Here is a 17,548-nt window from a genome sequence, read left to right on the forward strand (position 1 = left end):
TTGGAATGCAACTATACCATATAAGGTAAAAAGATAATAGCACCAATTATAACAGCTATAACAGTAAATAATAGCACTGCACCAGCAGCAACATCCTTTGCAATTTTCGCAAATGGTTTAAAATCCGCTGTGACTAAATCAACTGTTTTTTCAACTGCCGTATTGACCATTTCCAAACCCATGACAATTCCAATTGTAATGAGTAATATGAGCCATTCCGTTCTCGTTACACGGAAATAAAAGCCGCAGCATATAACAATAACTGCGGCCCAAAAATGAATTTTCATATTTCGTTCGTGACGAAGACAAAAGTATATACCAGCTATAGCATATCCAAAACTATTTATAAGTTTTCCTTTTTTCATCTACCTAATCCGAACGCCTCTAAAATTTCTTTTTGCTTTCCAAACATTTCTTTTTCGTCTTCATCTGTCATATGATCATAACCAAGTAAATGCAAGAATCCATGCAAAGCTAAAAATCCTAATTCACGATCAAAGGAATGCCCATATTCTTCAGCCTGTTCTTTCGCTCTTGGAATAGAAATAATAAGATCTCCTAGCATACGCGGCATTTCCCCGCCAACGATCTCCATCTCTCCTTCTCCCATATCCTCCATTGCAAAAGAAATAACGTCTGTCGGTTGATCTTTGTCGCGATAATCACGATTAATTTCTTGAATACGTTCATTATCAACAAATGTAACAGAAAGCTCTGTTCCATCTTCTACGTTCTCCATTCGTGCAGCTTGCTCTAGCAAATCGTGAATCATATTCACATATTCTTCTTTCACTTCTTCTGTTTCATCAAAAAAATCTATTAATAAACTCATTCTGTCCCCTTTTCTTCCGGCGGTTCCGGATATTTAATACGAGAATGAAAAATACCATTTAACGTTTCACATAAAGTTTTCCCAACAATTTGTAATTCTTTAAACGTCAAATTACATTCACTAAATTGTCCATCCTGCAAACGATCTTTTATAATACTTTGTACTAAATTGTTTATTTGTTCTGGTGTTGGATGGTTCATAGAACGCACTGCCGCTTCGACACTATCCGCAATCCCAACAATTGCAGACTCTTTTGACGTTGCTTTTGATCCTGGATAACGGAACATTCCCTCTGTATATTTCTCTTTATCTTCTTTAATTGCTTTGTAGTAAAAATATTTAAGTAACGTCGTTCCATGGTGCTGTCCTGCAATATCAATAATTTCTTGCGGAATATGGTGTTCTTCTAACATTTTCACTCCATTTGTCACATGAGCAATAATAATATCTCTGCTCGTTTCAGGATCTAATTTATCATGTGGGTTTTCAATCCCCATTTGGTTTTCTATAAAGAAATGAGGCTGCACTGTTTTCCCAATATCGTGATAATACGCACCAACACGTGCTAAAACTCCATTTGCCCCAACAGCCTCACAAGCTGCCTCAGAAAGGTTAGCAACCATAACGCTATGATGATATGTTCCCGGTGCTTCTAGTAAAATTTTACGAAGGAGTGGATGATTCGGGCTTGAAAGCTCCATAAGCTTCATACTTGATACAATACCAAGACCACTTTCTAAATACGGTAAAATCCCCATAGCTAAAATGGACGAGATAATACCAGAAGCTGCAGCCATTAATAATTGTGAACCAATTTCAAGCGGTGAAAAATTACCATTGCGTAAGAGTAACAGTGCAGCTAATACAACTACATTTAAAACAGAAACAAGTATACCTGCCTGCAAAATCATCGTACGTTTGTTTTTCTCTCTCAAAAAGATGCTAACAGATAACGAACTTAGTAAAACATAAATACCTACACTATAATTCAGTGTACTCGTTACACCTTCATTAAACATGRTACTCCCACATACCGAGAAAATCATACTTGTTATAAAAACAAAACGATCACCAATCATTAATTTTACCAGTATTGTTCCCATCGCGACCGGAACAACATATGCGATACCTGCGTATTCCAGCTTTTGAAACAAACTAATAATTTTCATCAAAACAACTGTAATCGCTACAATTGTTGTATATGCTAAAATATATGGCTTTTCTTCTCTTTTCAATTTTAAAAACGATTCAAATTGTTTATGCATAAAGAATAAGAGCACACCAATAATGATTGCTAATCCCACAAATGGTTGAAATGTATTTCCTTGTTCAAGAAGTCCCACTAATTTCAATTGATCGTATACTTCTCTTGTAATCGTGTCGCCTTCCTTCACAAGAATTTGACCTTGAAGAATATAAACTGGCGCGACTGCGTCTTCTGTTACCTTTTTTCGGTCTTTTGTAGCGGTTGAATCATAGAAATAATTTGCTCCAATTGCATATTTCCCAAGTGCGTTAAGCGCGTCTTTTAAATCGCTATTTACATTAACATTGCGTATTTCATTGACAAATCGCTCTCTCGCATTGTCTTCCTCGTTCATTTTAATATGCTCGCTCATTATATTATTAATCGCTGTTACCACAGCATCTCTTGCCAATGACAATTGATCTGGCTCGGCATTTACAAACTGTAACAGCACAGAATCAGATAAGCTTTTTGTTAAGTCAGTAGGCAATTTCTTTTTTAGCTTTTCTAATTGTTCCGCAGCAGAAACCTTTTTCTGTTCATCAGGACTGGCAGATTTCGTCTCATCCTTCACTTCATTTATCGCTAAAAAGACAGAATTTACAATCTCCACTTTATTCTGCTTGTATTCGCTTCGATATGTATATTGATCTTCAACCTTTTGAGTGGCTTCCCTCTTCTTTTTATCCGTCGTTACTTTATCTTCAATTTTGATAGGAGAGTGGATTGTTTGTTTAGAAATAGATAGCATTTTAACATCTAGTTGTTCTGGTTTTACATTGTTCATAAGTGCAAAAAACAGTACCGCTCCTAATAAAATATAAGAAATCCAGCTTAATTTTTTCGAATGTTGTATATTACGAAACCACCTAGAAATTTCTTGAGATCTTGACATGATTTCAATACCTTCTCCTCTCCAGACATAAAGTGAATCTTTAATCAACGGGAGTTTTTTTATCCCCACTAATGATTAACCCTCACCAATCGGGCTTTTTATAAGCAGGCTTCTAAATTGCACTGCACATTCACAAGTAAATGAATCTACTTGTCCATCCTTTAATGATAGTAAAAAATAGGCTATTCGCCAACCCTTTCATCTATCTCTACCATACAAAAAGAAATGATCCTTACAAATAGGATCATTCCATTTTATCATATGCCTCGATAATCCGCTGCACAAGGGGATGTCTTACAACGTCCGATTGCTCTAATTTAACAAATGAAATCCCTGATACACCTGATAGAACATTCGCAGCAATTGAAAGCCCCGACTTTACCCCCTTCGGTAAATCAACCTGCGACGGATCGCCAGTAACAACCATTTTCGAACTAAAACCTAGGCGAGTTAAAAACATTTTAATTTGAGCACCAGTTGTATTTTGAGCTTCATCTAAAATAACGAAAGAATCATCCAGCGTACGTCCCCTCATATATGCAAGAGGTGCAATTTCAATCGTTCCTCTCTCTAGCATACGCTGTGTATATTCTTGCCCAAGAATATCATGAAGCGCATCGTATAAAGGACGTAAATAAGGGTCTACCTTTTCTTTTAAATCACCTGGTAAAAAACCTAAGCTTTCCCCTGCTTCTACAGCTGGTCTTGTTAAAATAATCTTTTTTACATACCCTTGCTTTAATGCTCGTACAGCCATTACCACAGCTAAATATGTCTTCCCTGTACCAGCAGGCCCTATTCCAAATACAATATCATTCTTCTTCATCGCATGAATGTACTGTCTTTGACCCATTGTTTTCACACGGATGGATTTACCTTTTGCTGTTTTAAAGATCTCCTCTTCATATAGCTCTTCAAAATGAGTTATTTTMCCTTGACGGCCAAGCTGAATTGCATATGCAACATCTCGTTCAGAGATTGATACACCTTTACGAATAACAGCAAGTAATTGCTGTAAAATTTTTTCAACAAGCGCCACGGTTTCATCTGTTCCAGATACACGAACAGATTCACCTCGCGTTACGATAGATACAGCAAGTTCTCGTTCAATTACTTTTAAATGTGCATCATTCACCCCAAATAGAGCAATTGCTTCATTAGGATTTTCCACTTGTTGATTCATTTCTATTAATTGTTCTGCCATTACTCAGTCTCCTTGAATATCGGATTCAGATATCGGTTGTGGCTCTGCAATATTTTCAATCACTGTATAATGTAATGTTACTCTTAGATGATTCGCCTCAACCTCGTTGTGCAAAATCTTATCACTTACAATCATAGCATGTTCATCCAATTTTTTCTTTAGTTCTTTTTCWGCCATTTCTTTCGCTACTCGCATTGCTTGTTTTTCTGTATATTCACGATTCGCTTCTTCCTCTTCACGCACAATTTCCCTTTCATAAGAAATAGGCAATATAAAACCAAACAGTTTCACATCATGTTTGACATTTTCAGTACGAGACCGCTTATACTTATCATGCTGAAATCCCCATATTTTTATTTTAACACTTCCAAGACGAAGATAATGCTCATTATATGAATTTCCTGTATACACTTGAAATGTTGTTTTTAAAGGAACTGTCACTTCAGATTCATACCACGTTTCTCCATATACAATTCCTTTAGCAGAAACAATCGTTGGATTATCCTCTTTTCCAAACATCCCTGATACAAGAAGTTGTCCCTTTTGCACATAATCATTTTTCATTACAACTGGTTTTCCAGTTTCCACAAATGTTTTTGTAATGATCGCCTCTTTTTTGGCAACTAAATTTTGTGGTTTTTGCTCTTTCTCCTTCTCCGGCTCATTTTTTTCAACAATTTTAAAATGATATGTTGTCCCCTTTATCTCTAGGCCAGCCCATGTAATCGCATTAATATTATCTGTCAAATGACGCTGAACATCTTCTACATTCGGCATTTGAAATTGCAGTCTTCCTTTTTTAATGCCCATTTTATCCAATTCTTTTATAAGAATATATTCCGTTTCCGGTTTTGCCCCTGTAATCTCGATTTTCCAGACCATATTTGATAAAGCAATCATACCGAAAAAAAAGATAAGAAAACCGATTAAAAAACCACTATTCTTAAGCAAACGCTTATTCAAAAACGGAAAACCGAAACGTCCAATAAAGTATAGCTTACATTCATTTTTTCGATAGATCGGTCTCAGTCGCTTCACATCACGAAGCAACATACAAAATACTAATGTATCTTCTGCAATCTTCTTTACATCCCATACAACTAAATTTCTGCGCACACATTCATTAATAAAACGCTCCGCTCCTCTACCTTCAATTCGAACTTTCACATACCCAAGCCATCGTGTGAACCATTGATTTTTCATCGTCCGTCCCACTACCTTTCTCAAAAGCACAAATGTTACGCCACTATTTTCGTAGTGCTTTCTTCAGCTTTTAACATTCAAATAGCTCGTACGAAACGAAATAAGAAGAAAAACTTCACTAATGGAAGTTTCATTATAATTTATCTTTCTTCTCATTTTCTAAAAACGTTACTTGTTCAATAATCCCTTCAAGCAAAAGCTCTTCTGGAAGAATTGTTTTAATAACAAACGATTGCCCTTTTATTAATAGTTGACCATGTTTTAATAACAACCGCACCTCTTTATCTGTAAATACTAATAACCCTCGATGATTTTCTATATAAATATGTACTTGCCCGACAAGGGTAATACGAGGTAGATCCATTAGTACATCCACTGGTAGGTCTATTTGCTTCGTTAGCCAATTTTTCATTTGCACTAATTTCTTCATCTCCAAGACCCCCCTCTCATCCCATATGTATGAAAAAAGAGCTTGTAATATCACGTCCAAAAAGAAAAAAGCATAAAAAAACGTCTCATTTCTCATGAGACGCTTTTTTATGCTAATAGCTGTGCAACCAGCTTATTCACTTGTGATCCGTCTGCTTTACCTTTTACTTTCGGCATAACAGCACTCATCACTTTACCCATATCTGCTTTAGAAGCAGCACCAACTTCAGAAATAACTTGCTTAACTACATTCGCTAGCTCTTCTTCTGTTAGTTGTTCAGGTAAATACGTATTTAAAATCTGAATTTCATTTTGCAGTTTATCAACAAGGTCATCACGACCCGCTTTTTTAAATTCAAGGAGGGAGTCCTTATGCTGTTTTACTTCACGAGTTAAAACTGTTAATTCCTCTTCTTCAGTAAGAGTATGTTGCAGTTTAATTCCTTCATTTTGCAAAGCAGCCTTAACCATACGAATAACGGTTAATTTTTCTTTTTGTTTATTCTTCATCGCTTGTTTCATATCATCGTTTAAACGACCGAGAAGACTCATAACTTACACCCTCTCTTAGAATTTACGCTTTCTTGCCGCTTCAGATTTCTTCTTACGTTTTACACTTGGTTTTTCATAAAACTCGCGCTTTCTTGCTTCAGCAAGTGTACCAGTTTTAGAAACCGATCTTTTAAAACGGCGAAGTGCATCCTCCAAAGACTCGTTTTTACGAACGACTGTTTTTGACATTCTCTTTCCCTCCCTCCGAAACATCACACTTACATACTAACTTCAGCATGCAAAAAGAAACACTTCTTCAGCATGTCTTTTACGATTATAATACATTTTGTTACTTCAGGTCAACTATTTGACAGAATAAAAGAAGAGTAGATGCCCTTCTTCTATCTAAATTTGTTCAAATCATGCATTACAGCTAATGTATATTTTATTTTTTGAACAATTCAATCCATCTAGCTATAATAGCTAGATGGATTCGTTTCTTTTACCTTCCATACAAGAAGATAACAAGCTTATCAGAGAGGACTAAACAGTCGGCTCCGCTTTTAAATTAATAATCCGTTGTTGCTGTTTTCCCGCTTACTAGTGCAACACCAGCACTTGTACCAATACGTGTTGCTCCCGCTTCTACCATCGCGTCCATATCTTCTCCGTTACGAACACCACCAGAAGCTTTCACACCGATTTCTGGCCCAACTGTTTTTCTCATTAGTGCTACATCTTCTACTGTCGCCCCGCCTGTTGAGAAGCCAGTCGATGTTTTTACAAAATCTACACCTGCTTTTACAGATAATTCACAAGCACGAACTTTTTCTTCTTCTGTTAATAAGCATGTTTCAATAATGATTTTCACAAGCGCTTTTCCTTTTGCAGCTTCTACAACCGCACGAACGTCGCGCTCTACTAATTCATCATTTTTATCTTTTAATGCACCAATATTAATTACCATATCAACTTCTGTTGCACCTTTTGCAATTGCATCTTGCGTTTCAAACGCTTTTGTTTCTGGTGTATTTGCTCCAAGAGGGAAACCGATTACTGTACAAACTTTTACATCTGTACCTTTTAACAATTCTGCTGCAGTTTCAACCCAAGTAGGATTTACACATACAGACGCGAAGTCATGTTTCTTTGCTTCCTCACATAATGTAACAATCGCTGCTTTTTTTGTATCCGGTTTTAATAATGTGTGGTCAATTAACTTTGCATAGTTCATTTTTTATATGCCCCTTTCTTCACTACACGGTTGTCTGACAACCATAACGGTTAGCATTATAGCATGAAATATTACAACTTCATATCTTAACTTCTCCAGCAAAGAAAAAAGCATGCAAACCCTTTTCGTTTGCATGCTTTTCTCTTACGCACTTGCTGATTCTTTTTTTACATCATCTTCAAGAACACGAACAAATTGCGCTTCGTTATATGGATAACCAGCTTTTGTGATCTTCACTTTTACTAGTTTGCCGATTAATTCTTCAGATCCTTCAAACACAACTTTTAAATAGTTATCTGTATAACCTACATACAATCCTTCACGATCACCGTCTTTGAAAGGCTCTTCTGGAATAATCTCAAGAACTTCACCTTTAAATTGAGATGCGTATTCTTTCGCTAACTGATTCGATAATTCAATTAAACGGTGAACACGATCATTTTTTACTTCTTCAGGAATTTGGTCATCCATACGAGCCGCAGGTGTTCCTGTACGTTTTGAATAAGGGAACACGTGCAATTCAGAGAAACGGTTTTCTTTAATGAAATTGTATGTTTCCATAAATTCTTCTTCCGTTTCACCAGGGAAACCAACAATTACATCGGATGTAATCGCAAGGCCTGGTAACGCTTCTTTCAAGCGATCTAAACGCTCTTGGAAAAATTCCATCGTATACTTACGGCGCATACGTTTTAGTACAGTGTTAGAACCTGATTGTAGTGGAATGTGCAAATGACGGACAACTACTTCAGATTTATCTAATACTTCAATTACTTCATCTGAAATTTGACTCGCTTCAATTGAAGAAATACGAAGACGTTTCAAGCCATTTACCTCTGCTTCCATATCGCGAAGCAATCCAGCTAAATTGTAGTTTTTCATGTCTTCCCCATATCCACCTGTGTGAATACCAGTTAAGACGATTTCTTTATAACCTGCATCCACTAATTGCTGCGCTTGGTGAATAACTTCTTTTCCATCACGAGAACGCATTAAACCACGTGCCCAAGGAATAATACAGAACGTACAGAAATTATTACAACCTTCTTGTATTTTTAAAGATGCACGTGTACGGTCAGTGAAATACGGTACATCAAGCTCTTCATATACACGTGTTTTCATAATGTTACGGACAGCATTGATTGGTTGACGTTCTTTACGAAACTCTTCAATATACCCTAGCATTTTCTCACGATCTTGCGTACCAACAACGATATCTACGCCTGGAATCGCCATAATTTCCGCTGGAGATGTTTGTGCGTAACATCCTGTTACACAAATAACAGCGTCTGGATTTTGACGTACAGCACGTCGAATAACTTGACGGCTTTTTTTGTCTCCAGTATTTGTTACTGTACATGTATTGATTACATACACATCAGCTTTCTTTTCATATTCAGTTCTTTCATAACCACCTTGTTTAAACAATTGCCAAATTGCTTCTGTTTCATAGTGGTTTACTTTACAACCTAACGTGTGRAACGCAACAGTTGCCATTGATYATCACCCCATCAATTCAAAATGATAAGAAGCGGCACTTAACGCGTAAAGCGGCGCCGTTTCTGTTCGTAAAATCCTCGGCCCTAAACTACATGGTATAAATTTATGTTCACGAAGCGCAGAAATTTCTTCCTCAGATAAACCACCTTCGGGGCCAAATACAATCAACAGTTTTTGACCACGTTCAAGTGCCGTTAAAGCCTTCGCAAAATTAGCTTTTTCGCCTTGCTTTGCTTCCTCTTCATACGCAACAAGACAAACATCATAATCACTGCTCATCGCAAGCAATTGTTTAAATGATGTCGGAGCATGTACAGCTGGAATTTCACTTCTATGCGATTGCTCTGCAGCTTCTTTCACAATTTTTTTCAAGCGCTCAACTTTTTTATCTGCTTTTTTTGCATCCCATTTTACAATAGAACGAGATGCTTGAAATGGTAAAAATGCGGCCGCCCCAAGCTCAGTTCCTTTTTGAAAAATTAACTCTAGCTTATCTCCTTTTGGCAGTCCACTTGCAATCGTCACGAACACTGGCAGTTCACTTGACGCCTCTACCCATTCTACAATAGCACTATCCACAAATTCACTGGTAATTTCAGCAATTGTACACATTGCTGTTTTACCTTTTACACAGCAATAAATGTGATCACCAGCTGACATGCGCATCACTCTTACGATATGATGTACATCATCACCTACAATACGAATACTTGCATCATTTACATACTTCTCTTCTACAAAATAACGTTGCATCTCATCACCTTAGTAAAGTTTCGTTCCTTTCGTAAGTCCTCCCTTACGAAAAGAACGAAACGTTATCATTTTAATATAACAAACGGCAAGTCTCTCACTTCATATAGCGAGAGACTCTTTCGTTCATTATTAACATAAATTATATATTACGCATTTCGTGCAATGATTGCTACCCAATCTTCCATTCTTAACACTTCTTCAATTGTAAATCCAGCTTTTTCTAACGCCTCAGAGATTACTTTTTCTTTTGCTGCAATAATACCAGATGTAATAAATATTCCACCCTGTTTTACAACTCTCGCTGCGTCTTCAGGGAATAGAAGAATAATTTCTGCAAGTAAATTTGCTACAATCAAATCTACTGGTCCTTCAATACCTTCTAATAAACTATTTTGTCCGACAGATACGATACCGTCCGTTTTATTTAAACGAACATTCATCTCCGCACTTTCAACTGCAACTGGATCTAAATCATACGCTTGAACAGATGCTGCACCTAATTTTGCTGCAGCAATACTTAATACACCAGAACCTGTTCCAACATCAATTACGGTATTACCTGGCTGCACTGTTTTCTCTAACGCACGAATACACATCGTTGTTGTTGGATGTGTCCCTGTACCAAATGCCATCCCTGGATCTAATTCAATAATTTTTTCATCTGGAGAAGAAGGTGTATATTCTTCCCAAGTTGGCACAATTGTGAATGTATCAGAAATTTGAACTGGATGGTAATATTTTTTCCAAGCAGTAGCCCAGTCTTCCTCATCGACTTCATTAATCGTAATATTTCCTGTACCAATTTCGATGTCGAAAGATGGAAGTACATCAATAGATGATTTTACACTCGCAACTGTTTCATGTAAAGAATCCGTTTGTGGGAAATATGCTTTTATTAACACACCATCTTCTGGATATTCAGATGGATTGAGCGCATAAATTTCACCATACTGTTGCTCACGCTCTTTTGTTAACTCTGCCGGGTCTTCAATCGCTACACCGCTAGCACCTGCTTCGTGTAAAATATGAGAAACAGCTTCTACTGCTTCCTCTGTTGTATGAATACTAATTTCTGACCATTTCACAATTTACCAACTCCATTTTTTATTTCCATTATTCCCCTTTAAAAGCTCGTTTAAGCTTTCCAAATAGGCTATCATCCTGATCTTCTTGTCCTGCAAATTCACGCAATAATTCTTTTTGATGTGATGTTAATTTCGTTGGTACAACAACACGAACAACTACATATTGATCACCTTGGCCATATCCACGTACATTTGGAGCGCCTTTTCCTTTTAGGCGGAATTCCGTTCCTGTTTGCGTTCCTGCTGGAATTTTCAATTTCACTTTTCCATGAACAGTTGGAACTTCCACTTCAGCACCAAGCGCTACTTGTGTGAATGTTAATGGCATTTCACAAATAATATGATCGCCATCACGCTCAAAGAACTCATGGTCTCTTACATGAACAACAACATATAAATCACCAGCCGGCCCACCGTTTACACCCGCTTCACCTTTACCAGACACACGGATTTGTTGACCATTATCAATACCCGCTGGAATTTTAACGTTAATTTTTTTACGTTTACGTACTTTTCCAGAGCCATGACATGTTGTACATTTCTCTTTAATCATTTGGCCTGTTCCTGAACAATGTTTACACGCTTGACGATTTACAATACGACCAAATGGTGTATTTTGTTCTACGCTCACTTGACCTGTTCCTGAACAGTGTTTACATGTTTCTTTTGAAGTTCCTGGTTTCGCCCCATTGCCATGACATGTGTCACATGGGTCTTCAACTGGAATTTCAACATTTAATTCCTTACCAAAAATCGCTTCTTCAAAGCTTAAAGTAACTTGATATTGCAAGTCAGCGCCTTGACGCGGTGCATTTGGATCACGGCGTCTGCCGCCACCTCCGCCAAAGAATGAGCTAAAAATGTCTTCAAATCCGAATCCACCACCAAAGTCTCCACCGCCGAAGCCGCCAAAACCTTGATTTGGATCAGCATGACCAAATTGATCGTACTGCGCACGTTTCTGATCGTCACTTAAAACTTCATATGCTTCTTGTACTTCTTTAAACTTTTCAATTGCATTTTCTTCTTTGCTTACGTCTGGATGATATTTTTTAGCCAAACGACGGTATGCTTTTTTGATTTCATCTTTTGAAGCGCCCTTGCTAAGGCCGAGCACCTCATAATAATCTCTTTTATTCATAAATTTGTAACCCCCGAATCTTTCACATAAACGTAATTTTAACACCGAAAGAAAGTGCTTTGCAACAAAGTTTCCTCACTTACAGTATGCAAAAAGAAAAACTTAAGACTCCCATATGAAAGAGCTAACCTGCCCGAAGCACTTTCTTCATTCATGAAAAAAGCCAAAGCCAAGGCACGCTTGACTTTGACTTTTTGTCATCTTACTTATGTTTTTTTACTTTATTACTTATCTTCTTTTACTTCTTCAAACTCAGCGTCAACTACGTTGTCATTTTTTGCACTAGCGTTACCTTGTGTACCTTCTGCTTGCTGAGCACCAGCAGCTGCTTGAGCTTGTTCATATAATTTTACAGTAAGTTGTTGTACGATTTCTTGAAGTGCATCTTTTTTCGCACGAATTTCATCAAGATCATTTTTCTCGATTGACGCTTGTAATGCTTCTTTTGCTTCTGTTGCTTTCGCTACCTCAGCTGCATCTACTTTACCTTCTAAATCTTTTACAACTTTATCTGTTTGGAATACAAGTTGGTCAGCTTCATTACGAAGTTCAACTTCTTCCTTACGCTTTTGGTCAGCATCAGCATTTGTTTCAGCTTCTTTTACCATACGATCTACTTCTTCATCAGAAAGACCTGAAGAAGATTGGATTGTAATTGTTTGTTCTTTACTTGTCCCTAAGTCTTTCGCACGTACATTTACGATACCGTTCGCATCAATATCGAATGTTACTTCGATTTGCGGAATACCACGTGGTGCTGGTGGGATATCTGTTAATTGGAAGCGACCTAGTGTTTTGTTGTCAGCTGACATTGGACGCTCACCTTGCAATACGTGAATGTCTACTGCAGGCTGGTTATCAGCAGCAGTTGAGAACACTTGTGACTTACTTGTTGGAATTGTTGTGTTACGCTCGATTAACTTCGTGAATACGCCACCCATAGTTTCAATACCTAAAGAAAGTGGAGTTACGTCTAATAATAGAACGCCTTTTACATCACCAGTAAGTACACCGCCCTGAACTGCAGCACCTAATGCTACAACTTCATCAGGGTTAACGCCTTTATATGGTTCTTTACCAGTTTCACGTTTAATCGCTTCTTGTACAGCTGGAATACGAGTAGAACCACCAACAAGAATAACTTTATCTAATTCACTTGGAGAAAGACCAGCATCTTTTAATGCACGACGAGTTGGCTCTAATGTTCTTTCAACAAGGTTAGCTGAAAGTTCTTCGAATTTCGCTCTTGTTAAGTTTAATTCTAAGTGTAATGGACCAGCAGCCCCAGCACTAATAAATGGTAATGAAATTTGTGTTTGTGTTACACCTGAAAGATCTTTTTTCGCTTTTTCAGCTGCATCTTTCAAACGTTGAAGTGCCATTTTATCTTGGCTTAAATCAATGTTATTTTCTTTTTTGAATTCAGCTACTAAATGATCGATGATAACTTGGTCAAAGTCGTCACCACCAAGACGGTTGTCACCCGCAGTTGAAATAACTTCAAATGTTCCATCTGCTAACTCAAGAATAGATACGTCGAATGTACCGCCACCTAAGTCATATACTAGAACTTTTTGTTCTTCGTCTTGTTTTTCTAAACCGTAAGCAAGCGCAGCTGCTGTTGGTTCATTAATAATACGTTCTACTTCTAAACCAGCAATACGGCCAGCGTCTTTTGTTGCTTGGCGTTCTGCATCGTTGAAGTATGCTGGTACTGTGATAACAGCTTTCGTTACTGTTTCACCTAAGTACGCTTCAGCAGRAGCTTTTAAGTTTTGTAAAATGATTGCAGAAATTTCTTGAGGTGTGTAGTTTTTACCTTCAACTTCTACTTTGTAGTCTGTACCCATATGACGTTTAACAGACATGATTGTATTTGGGTTTGTAATCGCTTGACGCTTCGCTACTTCCCCAACTTGACGCTCTTCATTTTTGAAAGCTACAACAGAAGGTGTTGTACGGTTCCCTTCTGGATTTGGAATAACCTTTGGTTCTCCACCTTCCATAACAGCTACACAAGAGTTTGTTGTACCTAAGTCAATACCGATAATTTTACTCATGGCGAAACCTCCTACATTTATGTAAATTATTGATTTACTTTTACCATTGATGGGCGAATCACACGGTCTTTCAGTTTATAACCTTTTTGGAATTCTTCCACAACCGCGTTTGATTCAAACTCGCTGTCTTCTACTTGCATAACAGCTTGATGTTCATGCGGATCAAACTGTTTACCAACAGCTTCAATCGCTTCAACACCTTCTTTAGTCAGCGCTTCTAGCAATTGACGATATACCATTTCCATCCCTTGTAATAAGGACTTCATCTGCTCGTCGCTTGCTTCCACTTGCATCGCTCTTTCAAAGTTATCAAGAGCTGGCAAAATGTCTGACACAAGACTTTGCGATCTATATTTTTCAGCCGCTTGCTTATCCAGTTGAACGCGGCGCTTATAGTTTTCAAAATCAGCTTGTAGACGTAGTGTGCGACCTTCCGTTTCCGTCAATTTCGCTTGCAATTCATCTACTTTTTCTTGTAAAAGAGCCGCTTCACTTTTTTCTTCTACTACAGTTTCTTCACTGTTTTCTGCTGTAATAGATTCCTCAGTTTGCGTTTCTTTCGCTTCTTCAACTACTTGTTCGTTACGCTCTTCCACAACTTTCACCTCCTTAAAAGGCACCAGAGCTCATGCTTAACATGAGCGTCCAAGCATAGTTTTTATGTTACACACAAGCAATGACAATGTTCATCGCTCGAGCGAATTTATTATTTTGATTTATACAATCCATTTAACCCATCTGTAAATTGTCTTGAAAACAATTGTAACAGACTAATCACGCGAGAATACTGCATTCTCGTTGGACCTAGGATCGCGATTGTTCCAATCTGTTCTTCTCCAATGGAATAAGTTGCAGAAATTAAACTACAATCTTCCATAGCCGTCGAAGAATTTTCTCGACCGATTTTCACTTGAATCCCGACTTGTTTATTACGCAAAATATCGTAAAATTCAGCTTCATTATCAATCATAGTCAGCAAGGAGCGTACCTTTTGAATGTCATGAAACTCCGGCTGCGAAAGCATATTCGCTTTCCCCCCAAAGTATATCTTTTCCGACAAAGAAACTTGAAATGTACCATCTAACATTTTTATTGCACTATCATAGTTGTGGACATACCCACGTAGAACCGTCACAATCTCTTTTAAAATTTTATTATGCAGCTCCGCCATCGGCACACCAGATAGCTTTTCGTTTAAAATATTAACCATTTTTTCTAAATCTGATAAATCAACAGATTCCGGAACGGTAATCGTTTTGCTTTGTACATGACCTGTATCTGTTACAATAATGGCGACTGCTGTTTGAGGATCCAGCGGAATAATTTGTACATTCTTTAATTTATTTGCACTCACTTTCGGTCCAAGAACAATTGCCGTATAATTTGTGAGTTCTGATAAAATTTGAGCGGATTGCTGTGCAATTTTTTCCGCTTCAAAAATTCTTTCAGCAAATAAATCCTTAATCTGTACAACATCCTCATTCGATAAATGTTGTGGTGCTAAAAGATGGTCTACATAAAATCGATACCCTTTTTCTGAAGGAACACGTCCAGAAGAACTGTGTGTCTTTTCGATAAATCCTAGTTCTTCTAAATCAGCCATTTCATTTCGAATCGTAGCTGAACTAAATGTAATTTCATCTTTTTTAGCCAACGTTCTTGACCCAACAGGTTGCGCTGATCCAATAAAGTCATCAATAATTGTTTGTAAAATCAAGAGCTGACGTTCCGTAAGCATCTCATCATCACCTCTGTTAGCACTCTTTGTCTTCGAGTGCTAAATCTATTAATAACTTACCAAAATTGACATTCAATTGTCAACGGAAACGTCACAAAATAGAGAAACTTTTTCATATCTACTGAACATTTAATTAATCAATTAAAAATGACTGAAATACTTCATTCCCTAATAACTTACCTTGTCTCGTCAAACAAACATGGTTACCTTTATCCTGAAGCAATCCATGTTCCTTGTTGGATAATAACTGCTTTGCAAAAATCTCATCCATTTCGACACCAAATTTCTTTTGGAATGTAAGCTTAGAAACACCCTTTGTTTTCCGGAGCCCTAAAAATAGTTCTTCTTCCATTCTTTCTTTTCTTGTTACTTCGTGGACGTCTAAATAAGGGAAGCCTGTCTCATCAATTTTAGAGAAATATTGCTTTAACGGGCCAACATTTTGAATTCGCTCGCCGTTTACATAACTGTGAGCACCAGCTCCAAAACCATAATACTGTTCATTATTCCAGTATGTGAGATTATGTCTACTTTCATAGCCTTCTTTTGAAAAATTACTGATTTCATACTGTTTATAGCCATGCTTTTCCATCTCATCCATTACCATTTCATACATTCTTGCTTCATGCTCTTCCCCTGGAAGTCTTAATTTTCCTTTGTTCATTAAATTATAAAAAACCGTTTTCGGTTCAACAATTAAGGAATATGCAGAAAAATGCTGAACTCCTAACGTAAAAGCAATGTCCAATGTTTCTTTCACATCTTCTATCGTTTGCCCTGGTAATGCATAAATTAAATCCACATTAATATTCGTAAAGCCCACTTCCTGCGCTTCACTAATCRCTACAAATGCATCTTCCCTCGTATGCTTACGTCCAATTTTCTGAAGTAATTCATCTCGAAATGTTTGCACACCAAAGCTAATTCGATTGACACCACCATCTAATAGAAGGTTCAACTTTTCTTTTGGCAAATCTCCAGGATTTGCTTCAAACGTCAATTCACAGTTTGGAGCGAACGGACGTAAACGGCGATTAATAATATCTAACAGCTTTTTTGTCTGCTCCATATTTAATGCCGTTGGTGTCCCGCCCCCAACAAAAATCGTTTTCATATTTTCAAACGGCACCTTTTGAACCGTATTTATAATTTCTTTCTCTAAATACTCTAAATATTGATCAACAGGCTGACGTTCAATAAATACTTTATTAAAATCACAATAGTGACAAATATGCTGACAAAACGGAATATGAATATATGCAGCTTGCATTAAACTAGACTCCTACCTTTCTAAAAAGAAAACCTCCGCACTTCGGAGGCTCCTTTACTTCTGTAACGTGTTACGAATTTGTTCCATTCGCATTTCCCCCCAATCATACATCATTTCGACGATTGGTAAAAGCGTCATACCTAAATCAGTCATAAAGTACTCTATCCGCGGAGGTACTTCTGGATATACTGTCCGATCAATGATTTCATCTTCCATTAATTCTTTTAATTGATTAGATAAAACCTTATGAGAAATGTTTGGGCATAGTCGTTGTAACTCACTAAAGCGATGCGACCCTTCTACACCTAGATGCCACAAGATTACAACTTTTCACTTTCCGCTAATAATAGAAAGCGTCAATTCTTTTTCACAATTAAAATCACCGTTTTGTATTTTTTCTTGAATATCTTTTCGAATATTTTCAGACATCAATAGTCTCCTAACTCTATATCCACTATTGTTTCTT

At 37.3% G+C, this 17,548-nt stretch carries 17 protein-coding genes and 1 pseudogene; all 18 read right to left on the minus strand.

Going from position 1 to position 17,548, the window contains the following annotated elements:
* Nucleotides 1-11: 11 nt before the first annotated feature.
* A complete protein-coding gene (locus AC1DIT_RS09995; protein ID WP_016116364.1) occupies nt 12-365 on the minus strand; it encodes a diacylglycerol kinase family protein in 354 nt (117 codons plus the stop codon).
* Nucleotides 362-832 (minus strand): rRNA maturation RNase YbeY, encoded by a 471-nt coding sequence (gene ybeY / locus AC1DIT_RS10000; RefSeq protein WP_016116365.1) that lies wholly within the window; start codon nt 830-832, stop codon nt 362-364. The genes AC1DIT_RS09995 and ybeY overlap by 4 nt, the downstream gene beginning before the upstream one ends.
* Nucleotides 829-2,973 carry an HD family phosphohydrolase gene (locus AC1DIT_RS10005; protein ID WP_476998168.1) on the minus strand — a complete coding sequence of 715 codons (2,145 nt, stop codon included), beginning with the start codon at nt 2,971-2,973 and terminating at the stop codon, nt 829-831. The genes ybeY and AC1DIT_RS10005 overlap by 4 nt, the downstream gene beginning before the upstream one ends.
* 244 nt (nt 2,974-3,217) lie before the next feature.
* Entirely contained in the window at nt 3,218-4,177 is a 960-nt protein-coding gene (locus AC1DIT_RS10010) for a PhoH family protein (RefSeq protein WP_003208528.1), read from the minus strand.
* A 3-nt stretch (nt 4,178-4,180) separates the two neighbouring features.
* Nucleotides 4,181-5,380 (minus strand): sporulation protein YqfD, encoded by a 1,200-nt coding sequence (gene yqfD / locus AC1DIT_RS10015; protein WP_016116367.1) that lies wholly within the window; start codon nt 5,378-5,380, stop codon nt 4,181-4,183.
* Nucleotides 5,381-5,513: 133 nt separating this feature from the next.
* On the minus strand, nt 5,514-5,810 hold the full coding sequence (gene yqfC, locus AC1DIT_RS10020) for a sporulation protein YqfC (protein ID WP_003200641.1): 297 nt from the start codon (nt 5,808-5,810) through the stop codon (nt 5,514-5,516).
* 107 nt (nt 5,811-5,917) lie between these two features.
* Nucleotides 5,918-6,361: a GatB/YqeY domain-containing protein gene (locus AC1DIT_RS10025; RefSeq protein ID WP_016116368.1), complete on the minus strand. Its 444-nt coding sequence runs from the start codon at nt 6,359-6,361 to the stop codon at nt 5,918-5,920.
* Nucleotides 6,362-6,376: 15 nt separating this feature from the next.
* Nucleotides 6,377-6,550, minus strand: coding sequence for a 30S ribosomal protein S21 (gene rpsU, locus AC1DIT_RS10030; protein ID WP_000048061.1), 174 nt, complete (start codon nt 6,548-6,550; stop codon nt 6,377-6,379).
* A gap of 319 nt (nt 6,551-6,869) precedes the next feature.
* The gene (deoC, locus tag AC1DIT_RS10035; protein WP_016116369.1) at nt 6,870-7,535 is read right to left on the minus strand and encodes a deoxyribose-phosphate aldolase; all 666 of its coding nucleotides are present in this window, start codon (nt 7,533-7,535) and stop codon (nt 6,870-6,872) included.
* A gap of 144 nt (nt 7,536-7,679) precedes the next feature.
* The gene (gene mtaB / locus AC1DIT_RS10040) at nt 7,680-9,032 is read right to left on the minus strand and encodes a tRNA (N(6)-L-threonylcarbamoyladenosine(37)-C(2))-methylthiotransferase MtaB (RefSeq protein WP_016116370.1); all 1,353 of its coding nucleotides are present in this window, start codon (nt 9,030-9,032) and stop codon (nt 7,680-7,682) included.
* Between the two features lie 6 nt (nt 9,033-9,038).
* Entirely contained in the window at nt 9,039-9,788 is a 750-nt protein-coding gene (locus tag AC1DIT_RS10045; RefSeq protein ID WP_016116371.1) for a 16S rRNA (uracil(1498)-N(3))-methyltransferase, read from the minus strand.
* 146 nt (nt 9,789-9,934) lie between these two features.
* Nucleotides 9,935-10,873, minus strand: a complete 939-nt coding sequence (prmA, locus tag AC1DIT_RS10050) for a 50S ribosomal protein L11 methyltransferase (protein WP_016133259.1) — start codon at nt 10,871-10,873, stop codon at nt 9,935-9,937.
* A 28-nt stretch (nt 10,874-10,901) separates the two neighbouring features.
* Complete coding sequence (gene dnaJ / locus AC1DIT_RS10055; RefSeq protein ID WP_016116373.1) at nt 10,902-12,014, minus strand: chaperone protein DnaJ; 1,113 nt, start codon at nt 12,012-12,014, stop codon at nt 10,902-10,904.
* Nucleotides 12,015-12,238: 224 nt separating this feature from the next.
* Nucleotides 12,239-14,074: a chaperone protein DnaK gene (gene dnaK, locus AC1DIT_RS10060; protein ID WP_476998169.1), complete on the minus strand. Its 1,836-nt coding sequence runs from the start codon at nt 14,072-14,074 to the stop codon at nt 12,239-12,241.
* Nucleotides 14,075-14,100: 26 nt separating this feature from the next.
* Nucleotides 14,101-14,670 (minus strand): nucleotide exchange factor GrpE, encoded by a 570-nt coding sequence (grpE, locus tag AC1DIT_RS10065; protein ID WP_016116375.1) that lies wholly within the window; start codon nt 14,668-14,670, stop codon nt 14,101-14,103.
* Between the two features lie 110 nt (nt 14,671-14,780).
* Nucleotides 14,781-15,812 carry a heat-inducible transcriptional repressor HrcA gene (hrcA, locus tag AC1DIT_RS10070; protein WP_476998170.1) on the minus strand — a complete coding sequence of 344 codons (1,032 nt, stop codon included), beginning with the start codon at nt 15,810-15,812 and terminating at the stop codon, nt 14,781-14,783.
* 133 nt (nt 15,813-15,945) lie between these two features.
* Nucleotides 15,946-17,082, minus strand: a complete 1,137-nt coding sequence (hemW, locus tag AC1DIT_RS10075; RefSeq protein WP_476998171.1) for a radical SAM family heme chaperone HemW — start codon at nt 17,080-17,082, stop codon at nt 15,946-15,948.
* Between the two features lie 54 nt (nt 17,083-17,136).
* Nucleotides 17,137-17,511, minus strand: a pseudogene (locus AC1DIT_RS10080) (winged helix-turn-helix transcriptional regulator).
* Between the last annotated feature and the right edge of the window lie 37 nt (nt 17,512-17,548).

The organism is Bacillus sp. 05T22 (genome assembly GCF_056396765.1).

What these genes read in the sequence shown, in the direction of transcription:
- ybeY (WP_016116365.1), bottom strand. Translation starts at nt 832, where the DNA reads ATGAGTTTATTAATAGATTTTTTTGATGAAACAGAAGAAGTGAAAGAA.
- rpsU (WP_000048061.1), bottom strand. Translation starts at nt 6,550, where the DNA reads ATGTCAAAAACAGTCGTTCGTAAAAACGAGTCTTTGGAGGATGCACTT.
- AC1DIT_RS10025 (WP_016116368.1), bottom strand. Translation starts at nt 6,361, where the DNA reads ATGAGTCTTCTCGGTCGTTTAAACGATGATATGAAACAAGCGATGAAG.
- deoC (WP_016116369.1), bottom strand. Translation starts at nt 7,535, where the DNA reads ATGAACTATGCAAAGTTAATTGACCACACATTATTAAAACCGGATACA.
- dnaJ (WP_016116373.1), bottom strand. Translation starts at nt 12,014, where the DNA reads ATGAATAAAAGAGATTATTATGAGGTGCTCGGCCTTAGCAAGGGCGCT.
- AC1DIT_RS09995 (WP_016116364.1), bottom strand. Translation starts at nt 365, where the DNA reads ATGAAAAAAGGAAAACTTATAAATAGTTTTGGATATGCTATAGCTGGT.
- AC1DIT_RS10045 (WP_016116371.1), bottom strand. Translation starts at nt 9,788, where the DNA reads ATGCAACGTTATTTTGTAGAAGAGAAGTATGTAAATGATGCAAGTATT.
- hrcA (WP_476998170.1), bottom strand. Translation starts at nt 15,812, where the DNA reads ATGCTTACGGAACGTCAGCTCTTGATTTTACAAACAATTATTGATGAC.
- yqfC (WP_003200641.1), bottom strand. Translation starts at nt 5,810, where the DNA reads ATGAAGAAATTAGTGCAAATGAAAAATTGGCTAACGAAGCAAATAGAC.